At 72.6% G+C, this 13,283-nt stretch carries 17 protein-coding genes; 10 read left to right on the top strand and 7 right to left on the bottom strand.

Translation table 11 applies throughout. From position 1 onward, the window contains the following. Positions 1-90 precede the first annotated feature (90 nt). Positions 91-1,749: a WD40 repeat domain-containing protein gene (locus tag ACZ3J7_RS40155; RefSeq protein ID WP_465628345.1), complete on the bottom strand. Its 1,659-nt coding sequence runs from the start codon at positions 1,747-1,749 to the stop codon at positions 91-93. A 198-nt stretch (positions 1,750-1,947) separates the two neighbouring features. Between ACZ3J7_RS40155 and ACZ3J7_RS40150 the strand changes: the two genes are divergently transcribed. The 6 genes from ACZ3J7_RS40150 (at position 1,948) to ACZ3J7_RS40125 (ending at position 4,269) form a co-directional block, all read left to right on the top strand. Beyond that, positions 1,948-2,160, top strand: coding sequence for a hypothetical protein (locus ACZ3J7_RS40150; protein ID WP_465628343.1), 213 nt, complete (start codon positions 1,948-1,950; stop codon positions 2,158-2,160). A gap of 163 nt (positions 2,161-2,323) precedes the next feature. Beyond that, positions 2,324-2,536, top strand: coding sequence for a hypothetical protein (locus ACZ3J7_RS40145; protein ID WP_465628341.1), 213 nt, complete (start codon positions 2,324-2,326; stop codon positions 2,534-2,536). Between the two features lie 30 nt (positions 2,537-2,566). After that, positions 2,567-2,812, top strand: coding sequence for a sortase domain-containing protein (locus ACZ3J7_RS40140; RefSeq protein ID WP_465628339.1), 246 nt, complete (start codon positions 2,567-2,569; stop codon positions 2,810-2,812). 187 nt (positions 2,813-2,999) lie between these two features. After that, the gene (locus ACZ3J7_RS40135; protein ID WP_465628337.1) at positions 3,000-3,374 is read left to right on the top strand and encodes a PadR family transcriptional regulator; all 375 of its coding nucleotides are present in this window, start codon (positions 3,000-3,002) and stop codon (positions 3,372-3,374) included. Further along, the gene (locus ACZ3J7_RS40130; RefSeq protein WP_465628335.1) at positions 3,371-4,060 is read left to right on the top strand and encodes a hypothetical protein; all 690 of its coding nucleotides are present in this window, start codon (positions 3,371-3,373) and stop codon (positions 4,058-4,060) included. The genes ACZ3J7_RS40135 and ACZ3J7_RS40130 overlap by 4 nt, the downstream gene beginning before the upstream one ends. Continuing rightward, on the top strand, positions 4,057-4,269 hold the full coding sequence (locus tag ACZ3J7_RS40125) for a hypothetical protein (RefSeq protein WP_465628333.1): 213 nt from the start codon (positions 4,057-4,059) through the stop codon (positions 4,267-4,269). The genes ACZ3J7_RS40130 and ACZ3J7_RS40125 overlap by 4 nt, the downstream gene beginning before the upstream one ends. Positions 4,270-4,434: 165 nt before the next feature. Here ACZ3J7_RS40125 and ACZ3J7_RS40120 read toward each other — a convergent pair whose 3' ends face one another. Beyond that, a complete protein-coding gene (locus ACZ3J7_RS40120) occupies positions 4,435-4,572 on the bottom strand; it encodes a hypothetical protein (RefSeq protein ID WP_465628331.1) in 138 nt (45 codons plus the stop codon). Between the two features lies 1 nt (position 4,573). Between ACZ3J7_RS40120 and ACZ3J7_RS40115 the strand changes: the two genes are divergently transcribed. Next, positions 4,574-4,792 carry a hypothetical protein gene (locus tag ACZ3J7_RS40115; protein WP_465628329.1) on the top strand — a complete coding sequence of 73 codons (219 nt, stop codon included), beginning with the start codon at positions 4,574-4,576 and terminating at the stop codon, positions 4,790-4,792. Positions 4,793-5,101: 309 nt separating this feature from the next. On the opposite strand, the gene ACZ3J7_RS40110 is transcribed toward ACZ3J7_RS40115, so the two are convergent. Together ACZ3J7_RS40110 and ACZ3J7_RS40105 are read right to left on the bottom strand one after the other, a co-directional pair. Further along, the gene (locus ACZ3J7_RS40110) at positions 5,102-5,746 is read right to left on the bottom strand and encodes a hypothetical protein (protein WP_465628327.1); all 645 of its coding nucleotides are present in this window, start codon (positions 5,744-5,746) and stop codon (positions 5,102-5,104) included. Next, a complete protein-coding gene (locus tag ACZ3J7_RS40105) occupies positions 5,743-6,081 on the bottom strand; it encodes a PadR family transcriptional regulator (RefSeq protein ID WP_465628325.1) in 339 nt (112 codons plus the stop codon). Before ACZ3J7_RS40105 ends, ACZ3J7_RS40110 begins: the two co-directional genes overlap by 4 nt. 125 nt (positions 6,082-6,206) lie before the next feature. Between ACZ3J7_RS40105 and ACZ3J7_RS40100 the strand changes: the two genes are divergently transcribed. Together ACZ3J7_RS40100 and ACZ3J7_RS40095 are read left to right on the top strand one after the other, a co-directional pair. Further along, complete coding sequence (locus ACZ3J7_RS40100; protein WP_465628323.1) at positions 6,207-6,452, top strand: hypothetical protein; 246 nt, start codon at positions 6,207-6,209, stop codon at positions 6,450-6,452. A gap of 52 nt (positions 6,453-6,504) precedes the next feature. Next, positions 6,505-6,984, top strand: a complete 480-nt coding sequence (locus ACZ3J7_RS40095) for a hypothetical protein (RefSeq protein ID WP_465628321.1) — start codon at positions 6,505-6,507, stop codon at positions 6,982-6,984. Positions 6,985-7,003: 19 nt separating this feature from the next. Here the strand turns inward: ACZ3J7_RS40095 and ACZ3J7_RS40090 are convergent, their stop codons facing one another. Then, on the bottom strand, positions 7,004-7,261 hold the full coding sequence (locus ACZ3J7_RS40090; RefSeq protein WP_465628319.1) for a hypothetical protein: 258 nt from the start codon (positions 7,259-7,261) through the stop codon (positions 7,004-7,006). 283 nt (positions 7,262-7,544) lie between these two features. On the opposite strand from ACZ3J7_RS40090, the gene ACZ3J7_RS40085 reads away from it, so the two are divergent. Then, positions 7,545-7,685 (top strand): hypothetical protein, encoded by a 141-nt coding sequence (locus ACZ3J7_RS40085; RefSeq protein WP_465628317.1) that lies wholly within the window; start codon positions 7,545-7,547, stop codon positions 7,683-7,685. Between the two features lie 344 nt (positions 7,686-8,029). Here ACZ3J7_RS40085 and ACZ3J7_RS40080 read toward each other — a convergent pair whose 3' ends face one another. Then, on the bottom strand, positions 8,030-8,269 hold the full coding sequence (locus tag ACZ3J7_RS40080) for a hypothetical protein (protein ID WP_465628315.1): 240 nt from the start codon (positions 8,267-8,269) through the stop codon (positions 8,030-8,032). A 1,710-nt stretch (positions 8,270-9,979) separates the two neighbouring features. After that, positions 9,980-12,637: a helicase associated domain-containing protein gene (locus ACZ3J7_RS40075; RefSeq protein ID WP_465628347.1), complete on the bottom strand. Its 2,658-nt coding sequence runs from the start codon at positions 12,635-12,637 to the stop codon at positions 9,980-9,982. Positions 12,638-13,283 lie beyond the last annotated feature (646 nt).

Raw genomic sequence — 13,283 nt, 5'->3', positions numbered from 1 at the left:
AACAGCTCCTGGCCACCTGGAACGGACCATGCCCGACATGCCACCGCCCCGCCGCCACACCAACCCCAGCCCCGACCTAACAAAGCACTACTAGCGGGGGCTGGCGGGTAGTAGGCCGCTGGTGGGGGTGGTCCACAGGCGGATGGTGCCGTCGTGGGTGGCGGTGGCGAGGAGGGAGCCGTCGGGGGAGAAGGCGAGGGCGGTGCCGTGGGAGGGGTGCCCGGTGAGCTCGGCCGCCAGGATGTCGGTGGTGGTCTCCCATAGCCGTGTGGTGCCCTCGGGGCTGGTGGCGGCCAGGAGTCGGCCGTCGGGGGAGAAGGCGACGTCGAGGCAGTCGAGGGTGGTGGTCAGCAGGGACAGGCGGCGGCGTTCGTGCACGCTCCACAGTTCTACGCCCCTGTCGCTGGCGGTGGCGAGGAGGGAGCCGTCGGGGGAGAGCGCCGCGCTGTGGCCGTGGACGCGGAAGCTGTCGGCAAGGGCGTGCGTCTCCCCGGTCTGGAGGTCGGCCAGTCGGATCGCGGTGCTGTCGCCGACGGTGGCGAGGGTGGTTGCGCGGGGGGACAGTGTCAGCGCGCTGTCGCTTTGGAGTTTGATCCGGTGGTGTCGGACGCCTGCCAGGTTGCGGGCCGTGGTGTTCCACAGGTGGACCTCCTGGTTCGCGCCGGCGGTCAGGATGGTCCTGCCGTCGGGGGAGAAGGCGATCTCGATGATGCCGCCGGCGCGGCCGATAAGGACGCTCTGCCCGCTCTCGGGCTCCCACAGGACGATGGTGCCGTCCCGCTCGGCGATGGCGAGGAACGCCTGGCCGGGGGCGGTGGTGAACGCGGCGGCGCGTGCTCCGTGCGACCGGTGGCCGTGTGCGAAGGCGCTGGGGGTGCCGGCCGGGTAGGCGCGGCGGATGTCTGCCGGGTAGGTGGCGATGAGGGTGCGCACCGTGGTGCTCCACACCTGTATCGAGTGGTCCTGGCCCACGGCGGCCAGCAGTGAGGCGTCGGGGGAGAAGGTCAGCGCGGTGACGGCGTGGCCCTGGCCGGGGATCGGTTCCAACTGGACGGGCCGGCCCCGTTCCAGCGCGCCCAGGACGCTGCGGGCGGCCGCACTGCCGCGCGACGGGCTCTGGAGCGCGGGACGGTTGCCGCCGATCGCCCGCACCGTTGGGCGGCTTCCCGTCGCGGTGGGCTCTGGCCGCACGTTCGGGGCAGTGCCCGGGCGCCGGGCGTGGCGCCCGCCGGGTGAGGGGAGGGGGTCGGTGCGTGGGGGGAGGGGGTCGGCCGGCTCGGGCGGCTGTGGGAGGGCGGGGCCCGCCGGCTGTCCGCCGCCCCGCCCCGGGCCGGGGCCGGGGCCCGGTGCTTCCGCAGGAGTTTGGGTGCCGCGCGAGGCGGGTGGCCGGGCGGAGCGGCCCCGTTCCTGCAAGGCCTTCAACCGCCTCCAGTGCGTCCTCCACTCCTCCAGCCGCGGATCGTCGTGCCCCGGCACCTTCCCCTGCCCGTTCTCGAAGGACAGCAGTGCCCGCACCATGCCCATCACGAAGTCGAAGGAGGGCAGGTACTCGCCGGTCATCGCGCTGCTCAGCGCGGAGACCGACAGCGGGCGCCCGGCCGGCGCGCGAGTGCTGACCTTGGCGTAGGAGGGGTTGCCCCGCATGATCCGCAGCGCTCGCAAGTCGCTCGCGAACTCCTCCAGCTCCCGGGCGAATTCCTCCGCGGGGGCCTTGGCCGGTCCCGTGTCCGTGTCGCTCGCACTGTCCACCGTGGCCGCCCCATCCCACTCCGAGACCGTCTTCGTGTCACCGTAGAGCCGCGGTACCGGAAGCCGCCGGAGGATTCCGGAAGTTCCCGGACGCCGCGGCCCGCCGCGGTGTCCGCTGCCTTCCGGCACCGGCCGGGTTTCCTCGCAACCGTCCGCTGCGCGGCTGGCCGGGCGCCTGTCCACGCTGGACTGGCAGGCATGGCAGACAACGAGAACCCCGCCCCCGTCCCCTCCGGTTCCGCGCCGCTGCTGAGCGCGCGCACCGCCCTTGTCCTTCTGGCCGCCGTCGTCGTCGCCGTTGTCGTCGGCGTGCTGACGTTCCTCGGCGGCGGCCCGGTCGCCGCCGCGGTCCTGGCGGGCCTGACCGCCTTCGGCACAGCCACCCTCGCCCTGCACAAACTGATCGCCTGACCCCCCGCTGGCCGCCGCGGGGCCGGCGGTACGGACACCGTCCCGTAGGCCCCGCGGCGGGAGCGGGTCCACCCGGCGGTGCGTCGGCCAGGGTCGTAAGTGCTCGGCTCACCGTTGACGGCCACCGACGACTACCCCCGCCCCCCGCCCCCGCTCCGCGTCCGTGCCGGCCGCCACGGTGCCCGGCCTGAAACAGGAGTCCGTCCAGGGCGGGCTGCACGACGACTTGGTGCACGGCGAAAGTGCATACGTCCGCATGGACGGCCCCGACCCGGGCGCCGCGCTCATCTCACCGCGCTGTGCCTGGCCGGGCGGCCGCTCGGCCTACGAGCCCGACGCGGCCGGGCGGTGGACGTGGCGGGGCGACATCCCGTAGCCCGCCGTCTGTTTGCCCCGGCGGTGTCGGGTGCGGCGGGGGCCGATCCCCACGCTCGCCTCCGACGCCGCCGTCACCGTCGAGCGCGCCGATGGCACCGCCGCGACCTTCGCCGTCGGTCGCGTCACCGACTGCCCGATGAGCAGCGTCCCCGGCGAGGTGTACACCCCCGCCACCCGCCCCGAAATGCGCCTGATCACCTGCGGCGGAGCCTTCGGCTCCACCTGCGGCGGCTACCTGGACAGCACCGTCGCCTACGCCCGCCTCACCGGCTGAACGCAGTGCCACCGCCGTGTCCTGCCGCGGCAGGCGCCCCGGCGCGGCCCCGGCGCCGCCCCGGTGCGCGTGGCGCGGGTTCCGGACCTTCTTGTGGCGGCTCCCGGGTGACTGCCCGCCAGACAATGTTCCGTCAGTTGTAGAAAGTGCCTTGGCTGTTGGCGTCGACAGTTGTAGATTGTTGGGTGTGAAGACTCCGAAGATGACGGCGCACACCCAGACGGTGCTGCGCGCGTTGCTGGGGAAGGCCCCGGACGGATCGGTGGTCGAGGGCGCGACGGTGGACGGCGTGTACGGGCTCCAGCTCTCCCAGTGCACCGGGCTCGCGACCGGGACGCTGTTCCCGCTGCTGGAGCGCTTGGTCCAGTCCGGCTGGGTCGAGCGCTACTGGGAGGACGACGCCACGGCCGAAGCCCAGGGCCGTACCCGCCGCCGCTACTACCGCCTGTCCGCCGCCGGCGCCCAGAGCGCCCCGCTGGCCCTCGCCGAGGCCACGGCCGCCGGCAAAGCCGCTCCTTACAGCCCCCGCGGTCGCCGCGCCGCGATCGGGGGCACCGCGTGAACGCCGCCGAGATCGCAGCCCTGGCCGCGGTGTTCGCGGCCGCCCTCCTCGCCCGCAAGGCGATCACCGCGCGCCTGGTGAGGTTCCTGACCGCGCAGCTCATGCGGACACGGGTGGTGAAGGCCCGTGCCGAGGACGTGGCCGAAGCCCTCGGGAGGGTCGAGACCACCGCGTACGAGCGGGCTCTGGTCGAGCGCTTACTCGAACTCGTCCGAAAGCGGGCCGCCCCCGGCCGGCCCCCGGCCCTGCCTGATCTGACGGGCCCGGCCGTGTCCGACGAGGAGCGCAAGAGCTGGCCGTACGAGCGCAAGCGGATTATGGCGCTCATGCTGACCCTGCTCGTCCGACTGCCGGCGCTGAAGAGCGGCAGGACAAGCCTGGCCGAGATCCTCGAGAAGACCGAGACGACCCCGTTCGAGCGCGCCCTCGTGGGCCTCGCCGCGAACCCGACCCGCCCCAGGCGGGAACACACCGCCCCCCGCCCCACCGCAGGCCGCGGACTGCTCGCCCTGCTGTCCGCCGCCATCCCCGCCGCCCGGCGCGCGGACTGGCTGGAGGAGCGCCGCCAGATCCTCACCGAGCTCGACACCCGCCCCCAGCGACTGCGCTTCCTGCTCTCCGAACTGCGCGCGGTCCCCGTCAACGCCTACGTCCTGCGCACCGGCAGAAGGAGAGGATCAGCGTGAGTACCGCTCCGCACTCAGCCCCGCACACGACTCCACCGCCCGCCGCTGTTCCGGCTCCCGCCGCCCGGCCGAGCCTGCTCGGGCTGCTGCGGCACTGGTATGACCCTTCCACCGCGCGCGGGATCGTCCTGACCACCGTCACCGCCGGCGTGCTGCTGTGGCTGCTGACCGGCGTACTCCCCGCCCACCTGCACATCACCTGGACCTGACCGCGACAGGGGAGCCGCCCCAACCCGCGCTCCGCCCCTGTCGGCCTCGCCCCGCTCGCCGCCCGGCGCGAACTCGCCGAAGAAGCCGGCCTCCGCCCCGACGGCCGCACGAAGGCGGGGCAGCCACCAGCCGGTACCTGCCCCGCCACTGCACTCCCCGTACCGCTACCAGTCCAGCACCGGACCGCCGTAGCTGTCGCCGTAGCCGTCACGCCCGTGCCGCGGCCGCTCCCGGTAGACCACAGGCGGGCGCTCGCGGTGCGCCTCCAAGCCCGGCGGCCCCGACGCCGACCTGCTGCTCACCGTGAACTGGCAACCGCAAGGGCGCGGCTGGTCCTACAACTGGGACCACGAGCACCACCCGCACCCGCCTTATCCCGACGTCCACCTGGACGACCTGCCCGCCGACGCGCCCTGCGCCGACGTCGCCCACCGCCTGGTGCAGGTCATGGACCACCACGACGACCCCGCCCGCCACTCGCGGCCGAACCCGTACTACCCCGGCCACCCCGTTCTCGGATGAGCCGGCCGCCCCGGCCGCTACCGTGCCGGGCATGGCACAGGAAGAGTGGGCCGAGGTCGTCCTGCACGGCGGCCCGATGGACGGCGAGAGGGCCTACGTCCGCACCGACGGCCCGACCCGGGCACCGCGCTGATCTCCCCGCGCTGCGCCTTCCCGGGCGGCCGCTCGCTCTACGAGCCCGACGCGGTCGGCCGGTGGACGTGGCGCGGCGACACCCCGTAGGGCCGGGGCGCTGGCGCGTTCCGGGAGCGGACGTGCCAGTGCCCGCCTCCGGGGCCGGGGCGGGCATCTGGGCGGGCGGGGTGGGCGCTAGCGGTTGTTCTTCTTGCGCTTGACCGGCGCGCGTCGGCCGGCGCGCGCGGAGCGGGCGAAGGCGATGAGGCCGCTGTAGACGGTCATTCCGATCGTGAGGCCCAGCGTCATGTTGCTGGTGAACGCTGCGCCCGCAAGGGCCACGCTGACGGAGATGATCATCAGGCGTACCACCAGCGCGCCTGAGCTCCCCTGCGTGAAGACCACCAGGAAGGAACGCCGGAGGGCGTCGAGGGCACGTCCGGCGCGCGTGGTGCCGGTCTTGGCGGGGGTGGCGGTGTTGCGGGCGGTGCGGATCGCGCCGAACAGCAGCAGGGAGACGGAGAAGCGCATGCCGCGTAGGTAGCGGCCCAGGGCGCGGCCGTCGGGGTTGTCGATGATGTCGTACAGGTCCGCCCGCCAGTCGGGGTGGAGCAGGCGCCACTTCGCGCCGCTCATCATCGCCCGGGTCGGGTAGAGCAGGACGAACGGCAGCTTCAAGGTCACCTTGCGGGTGGCCTTGAAGGCGGTTTTGACGACCAGCTCGTACGCGACGGCGGCGAGCAGCGCGCAGAGCATCGCCATCGTCCACTCGGCGAGCGGGATGGCGGTGAGGTCGTGGAACAGGCGTGCGAGGCCTGAGCCCCCCTCGGACTGGTTCATGCGCGTCCCCCTTCCGGGACAGGCCCGGGCAGCCAGGAGGTGCTGGGCAGCCGGGTGAGTTCGTGGAGTTCGGCCAGGGCCTGGCGGGCGGCCTTGACGCCCTCGCCGGTGATCTTGTAGAAGCGGCGGGCGGGGCGGCCGGCCGCCCGTGTGTCGACCTCCTCCACCTCGCTCGTGAGGACCCCGTCGCGCTCCAGGCGCGCCAGGATCGGGTACAGGCTGCCGCTCTGCAGGCCGGTGGCCTGCATGAGCTCGCGGCCGTAGCGCTCGGTGGTCGGGTCCTTGGCGAAGACCTGGATGACCTTCGCCGTCGCGGTCGTCATCGTGATTTGCATGTGGGGTGCCTCCGTGGTGTCGCAGCGGTGGGTCGTCGCAGCGCCTCTCCGGACGAGTCGGCTGGATTCCTGGGTCGATGCTCTACCTAGGGTAGCACCCTGGCTGTCCTCTCTACCTAGGGTCGGTGACGACCCCGCTCGCTGACGCGGCGTCGGCGAGCACCGTGCCGGGCGACAGGAGCGTGTTCTGGACGGCCACCGGCGCGCCGAACACCGTCTTCGCCTCCGCCGGCGAGAGCGCGTACGTCCGCACCGACGGCCCCGACCCGGGCACCGCGCTGATCTCCCCGCGCTGCGCCTGGCCGGGCGGCCGCTCGATCTACGAGCCCGATGCGGCCGGGCGGTGGACGTGGCGGGGCGACACCCCGTAGAGCACGCCGCCCCGGCGCCTCTCTCGGACGGGTGCGCGGATAGCATCCGGCGGTGACCCCCCTTGAACTGCGCGATCTCCTGACCAGCCATCTGCCCGCCCTGCCCGGGATCGAGGCCGCCGTGCCCTGGCCGGCCCGGCCGTACGGGTTGTCGGTCACCGTGTCGGGCGCGGGCAGCGTGTTCTGGACGGTCACCGGCGCCTCCAACACCGTGACCGCCGCCTCCACCTCCGCCGACGGCGATCCCCTGGCCGACCTGCCGGTGCCCGACCTGCCCGGCGACGGGAAGGCCGCGGTCGACCAGGTCGAGCTGGCGCTGCTGGCCGCGCTGAAGGCCGGCACCGAGCCCGGGGAGGTCCTGCGGGCCGACCGCTACAGCGCCCGGCCCGAGGCCGAGCGGCCGGCCCTGCGCTACGGCGCCACCATCGACTGCGCCGACGGCTGGCGCCTGTTCGTCACCTGCGTGGCCACCGCCCGCGCGGGCGAACGGCCCGCCGAGCACCGGTACTACAAGCCCGACGACACCGTGTAGCACCGGCGGGAGCCGGGCTTCAGGCGGCCGGGGTGGAGGTCTCGATCGCGGCCAGCAGGCGGGTGCGGACGTCTTCGGCGGCGGTGCGGGTGGCGGGGTCCGTGTCGTTCAGCAGCGGGGCCAGCAGCTCCAGCGCGGCGGCCAGCACCGGCACCGGCACGGTCGCGGTGCGCAGCATCTGCAACTGGGCCGCCGCCCGCTCGGCCGGCGTGGCCTGCGCGGTGGCGGTCGGGATCAGGCTGGTGAGCCCACGGGGAAGGCGGGGAGGGGCACTCATGGCCCTCATTGTCCTCCGTGCCACGGCGCCCCCGTCCTGGCCCTGTACGGGGCGCTGACGGCCCCTCAGCGCCCCGCCCGCGCCGCGGGGGTCCTGTTGGGCGGCGGTGGGGCTGGCATCGGCTGGTAGCGGTCCGCTCGTCCGCGTCCCGCCTGCTCCGTGACGCTCCGAACTCGTTGGCCCCGAACCCGGACAGCACGCGGCTTAAAGCCTAACTACCTGGGGGGAGTCCATTCTCCAACCGGGAGATGGGCCTTGCCAGGTGAAGGAGCTCTCCGTGCCGATGACCGTTCGTCCCGTTGGCCGCCCCGCCCGTTCCACTCGCTTCTGGGCGTGGCTGCGCCGTAACGCTTCCGCCGTCAACGCGCTGGCCGTCGTGGCGGGCGTGGTCCTGTCCGCCGCCGAGTGCTTCCTGCTGCGCTGACCCACCGGCCACCACCCCGCGCGCAAGGGCTTCGCCGCCCCTGGTGAGGGCGGGTGGACTTGGCGGGGAGGCACCCCTCGGGACGGCCCTCGGGGAGGCCCGTTTCACCGTGCTGGTGGGCGAGGAGGAGACCTCCTCCTCGCTCACCATCCGCAAGGCCGGTACGGTGGTGCCAACATGAGCAAGTTGATTCGTTTGCTTGCCGTGGATGGAACGACGGACCGGGTCCGCGGGCATTAGAGGTGCCCGTGGATCGAACCCGATCCGTCGACTCTTGATCACTCCGGTACCACCGGCGTGTTGCGGCCAGCCCCCTAGGAAGGGCTGGCCGTTGCCGTATGCGGCTACATCAGGTCGAAGACCCTCAGAACCGCCAGCAGCTTGTGCACGAGCGACACCGTCTTGAGGGCGGTGTCGAGAACGACACTCCACCTGCGTCGGGGCCGCCTGCGCCTGGGCTGGCTGTTGTGGCGCCGGAGCGGACGGTCCTCCGAGGGCACCTGCTCCTCCTCGGCCGGCAGCGCCACCTGCGAGGGCACCTGCTCCTCCTCGGGCGGCAGCGGCTGCTGCGCGGGTCCGTTCACTGCGACTCCATCCCCTGTGTCCCCGCCCGTTCTGGGCGAGCACCCGGCGGCTGGGGAGGCCGCCGAACTCCAAGTGGCCCCAAGGGGCTGATCGGGACAGAGCGCTGACAACGCGTCAGGTAACAGGTGGGCTCGTGGCGCCGGTTCTCCTGATCTGTCATCTGCTGGAGCTGAGCGTAAGGGCGATGTCCCAGACGCTCAAACGTACCCACATGTTGTGTGCCGAAGCGGTCGAGAAAGCGCAGCTCAGAGCGGCTAGTGGCCCCGCCGCCCCTGACCGGGCGCAAGGGCGAGCAGGCTTGGCCTCAACCAACTCGCACCGGATCGCCACGCGCGCAGTCGAACTCCAGGCCCACCCCTGCGCGCCCCGTCCTGGCCCTGTGCGGCCCGCACAGGGCCAGGACGAAACTGACGGGAATCCGGTCCGGCCCAGGAGCCGCGCTGGACACCGCTCAGGAGAACCAGTGCGCTACTTCGGACGCCAGCTTCGCCAAGGCGACCCAGAGCCCCAGGATCTTCAGAGAGCGCCACCACGGTTTTGGTACGCGGCGATGGGCCATCACCGCGCGGCGTGAAGGGAGAGTTCGCCGACCTCTGACCGGACGGTGAGCGCGGCGCCGGACACGGCGCGAGCGGCTTTCCATGGATCCTCCTGCAACGGGCGTGACCGGCCGAAATGGCCGAGCGCCCGAACTGTGCAGGACCGGATCCGCTACCGTCGCGCCCTGCCCGAGGGCCGTCGCACCGCGCCCGCCCCAGGAACCCTCGGAAGTCCGGGATAGCGCAGAGTTGCTACAACATCGCGCCACCCAAAACGCCACCCCAAAGCCAGGGCGCACCCGTCTAGCCCGATCCACGGCTGGTCTTGATACTCGGACCATGAGCTCCTCCGGTCTCGGCCGGAGGCCGCACACGCACATGGTCGGGGCTCCGGCAGCCACCGGAGCCCCAACCTGGGCGCTGCGGGAGTGAGGCGGGGCCGACCGATTATCAGGCGGTCGGGCCCGCCTCAGCAGGCACAACCTTCCGAACGGCCCCATCACCCATCCACGCCCCCTACCGTGCGAACTGCGCCACGCACCCCGCGATGGCGGTGACCGCGCCTAGTGCAGCGATGATCACCTGCGCTCGGGCATCCGGCGCGATCCTCTTGCGCCGGCCTGGCTCCGTGGGCCGTCTTCTCATGTCTCACCTCCTCCGGGCACACCCGGTCAACAAGGCACCACACCGGGTGTCGGTGAGGTGCCCAGGGATACCTGACACCGCAACCCACTTGGCACACCATGTAGCGCACCCTGGCGAACCCTGGCGAATGGTCGCCTGGCAGATGACAGAGCCAAGGGCTGAACAAATCGGCCTAAATGCGGCCCGCCAGCGATCCTTCGTGACGTCACGACGCCATCGCATCGTGACGTCACACCATGGCCTTGAGCTGCCGCCCAACACCCGACCGTGTCCTCCGATCGCCCCTGCCGCTACCAGTCCAGCGCGGGCCCCCGTACTCGTCGCGCCAGGTGTCCCTGGCCCGCTCGTCCGCGTCTTGCCGGCCGAACAGGCGCGGCCGCTCCTCGGCGACCAGGCCGTCGCCGGTGTTCGCGCACCGGCCGCCCGAGCGCACCCGCTGCTGTCACTGCGGCCACGGCGGGGGCAGCCGGTGCCCGCCCCCGCGGTCCACCCTGCCGCGGTGCGACCCCGACCCGAGCCCGCCGCTCACGCCAGCGCCCCCGCGTCCTCGCTCTCCCGCCGCGCCGGCGCCAGCTCGGCGGCCCATTCGACCCCGGCCCGGCCGAGCGCGACGAGCTGCTGCGCCGTCAGCTTCGCCCGGCGGTTGCGCTGGTTGGACAGCCACGCCCCCAGGCCCAGCAGCACCGTCTCCACCGTGCCGTCCTCGGCCCCCGAGGGCACCTCCAGCGGCTCCTTGTGGGCCCGGGGCACCCGCACGTGCCCCTCCCGCTCGGCGAAGGCGTGCAGGGCCTGGAGGTGCTGCGCGAAGCGGTCCGCCCGCGCCCGCACCGGCCTGCTCGCCTTCTCCGCCTTCGCCGCCGCCTCGGCGGCCAGCTCGACGTCCTCCTCGATGCCCAGCGCGAGCAGCAGCTCCCGCTGCTCCTCCGCCAGTTCGGCGAAGGCGCCGCGCTGCGCCCGCACCCACCGCCCGATCGCCTCGCCCTCGAAGACCGTCTCGACCGGCAGCGCCGGCCAGTCCACCACCCCGTCGCACGCCAGCCACCACGCCCGGCACGCGGCGTACGAGCGCTGCCAGGTGATCGGCCAGGCAGGGCACCACCACGGGTCGATCGCCTCCAACGCCTGCCTGCGCTCCGCCGACAGCGCCCCCGCCTCACCCTCGGGCACCTCCGCCTGCGCCCGCAGCTCCAGCAACCAGGTACCGATCGCGTACCCGCCGATGGAGGCCCTCGTCGGCGCGGCCAGCGACCCGTGGTGCTCCGCCGCCCACTGCCGCGCCCAGGCCAGCCCGGCGGTGAACCGGGCGTCGGAAACGGACCAGATCATGCCCAGAGAATCCAGCAGCACGACACGGTAGGGGGCCATGTCGCCCGAAGCGCGCTCGTGACGCCGGTCCGAGAGCCACTTCCCGAGCGGGAAATTACCGTTCTCGCCCACCATCGCGTTGTACGGGACATCCAGTGACCCGTGCTTTTCGACCCATTTCGCGCAGTGCTGCATGCCTTCCTTCCAGTACACGCTCTCGGACCGGAAAACCTGCGTCGCGACGAACAGCGCCAACGCCGTCTGCGATTCCCTGGACTGGAACCGCACCGGCAGTGTGAACGCCCCCGACACCCCCTCTTCGCCCCCGCCCTCACCGGGCGCGCCAGCGAGTTCGGCCCGCGCGCCGGTGGTCCGCCGACCGCTGCGCTGCGGCACCGCCAGCGCCTGAACGAGCCGGGCATCATGCGAGCGGATCGCGGTCAGGACCTTGATCAACGGTCCGTAGGAATCCGACTCCATAATGTCCCCGGGCTCCTCGCCCGCCCGCAGGAAAACCGGCACGATGATACGCGCGATTTTCCCCTCGCCCGGCTTCATGCGAAGGGCACGCCCTATGGCCTGGACGATATCGACCATGCTTCCCCGGCCCTGAAGGAGAATGGAGTCCGCCCCCGGCATGTCCACACCCTCACCCAGGACCCGGCAATTCGCCAGCACCCGGTACCCCAGGCCGTCGTACTCCTCCGTGCGCCCGAAGTCCCCGAGGATGAAGCGGCGGTAATCCACCGGGTGCTCACCGGAAAGCCACTGCGACCACACCTCTTCGGGAAATGCGGACGGGTCCTCGCCGTGCAGGCGCTCCGCCGTCTGGTTCAGCGTCTCGGCGAAGTATCGGGCCTCCAGGGTCCTCGGGTGGAAGGTGATGGTGCGTCGGAGCTGGTGCTCGGCGGCGACCTTCAGCAGCCCGGCCTGCATGGCCGCGACCCGCTTCACCGGCACCTGGTCCTCGGATCCGTCCTCGGCCTCCCCGGCGCCGGCACCCCACGGCACCGGCTGCGCGGCCGCCGCCGCCGGATCCGTCTCCGGGTCCCGCAGCTCCAGGACGACGACCTCGAAGGGGGCCAGCAGACCCCGGTCGATCGCCTCCGCCAGCCCCAGCGTGTACACGTGCGGCCCGTAGATCGCCTGGTCATCCATGGACACAGCCAGCTCCTCCGGCAGCGGCTGCCACACCCCACGACGGCCCTGGCCGACCTCCTGGCCCTCCTCCTCGTCCCGCCGACGCCGCTTCGGCGGCATCCAGATCCGCGGCGTCGCCGTCATGTACAACCGCCGCACCGACGGGATCGCGCTCTGGTCGTGAACCACCGTCCACGCCTTCTCCGCCGACCCGGAAGACCGGTGCGCCTCATCACAGACCATCAAGCCCAGCGAGGCCAGCTCCCGCCCCTCCCGCTCCCGCCACAGCGCGTAGGCGTCCTCCACCGCCCCCGCCGCCGCATACGTCGAGTACAGCGTCAGCGGACGTCCCGAGGACGCCGCCCGATCGATCCACGACGCGATCACCAGCGGATTCGTGGTCCCCGGCATCCCCTCCGGCAGCTCGTCCTGGGCCAGCGAGCACACCGCCAGCGCATCCCCCGCGCGGCCGGCCTCCACCCACGACACGTACATCTGAGTCACCAGGTCCAGCGTCGGCACCACCACCAGCGCCAAGCCCCTAGGAACAAGGCGCTGCGCCGCTACCGCTCCCACGAAGCTCTTGCCGGTGCCAGTGGCGAGCGGCACCGTGGCCCGCAGGCCCGCCGGGACCACCCGGTCCGGACGGGGCGTCAGCGCCCGCACGATGGCCTCCACCGCCTCCTCCTGGTGCGGCCTCAGCCGGATGCCCCGGGCCCGACCCTGACGCCCCGCCACCGCCCCGGAAAACCCCACGCCCTACCCCTCTCGAATAGGCACCCGACTTCACGCGGGAAAGCCTCGCAGTCAGTTTTGATGCACGCGGCCGGACGAAAAGCGAAGAGAAATTCGACCGGCAATACGGCCCATTCAAAGCGACCAAACAGCACAATAGCAGAGCCCTCGGGCCACTCGCAGAAAAACGCGAAAATCCAGGAGGGGACAGCTCTACAGGCGAGATCTGCTCGCAGTCGAAAGTGATGCAAGCTGACGTGGCGTCAGCTCGGGGAGCGCTCCGAGCCCGAGAGGTCCAGACCACCCACTGGCCGACCCGACCGCGCCGGCACTTCCCCGCCCCGCCCGCCACAGGCCCGCACCCAAGCACCGCACCAGACCCCCCCTCTCCCTAGTCAGCCCGGCCGAAGGCCGCCCCTTCGTCAGCCAAGAACCCAGCTCAACGAGTTTACAGAGCCTCAGCCACCCCGGGCCGCCGCAGCGAAGCGGAGGCGCGCCCCGGGCCGAGCGCGAAGCGCCGGCCGCACCACCGCGAAGCGGGGGTGCAGGACACGCGGAGCGGGTCCAGGCCGCCCGAAGGGCGGCCCCCTCGCGCGAAGCGCGAGGCGAACCGGAGGGCCGAAGGCCCGTAGGGACCCGCTCCGCGGGG

It is taken from the genome of Kitasatospora sp. NPDC015121 (assembly GCF_055562955.1).
The sequence above is the reverse complement of the archived record's forward strand: the minus strand, read 5'-3'. Positions and strand labels throughout refer to the sequence as shown.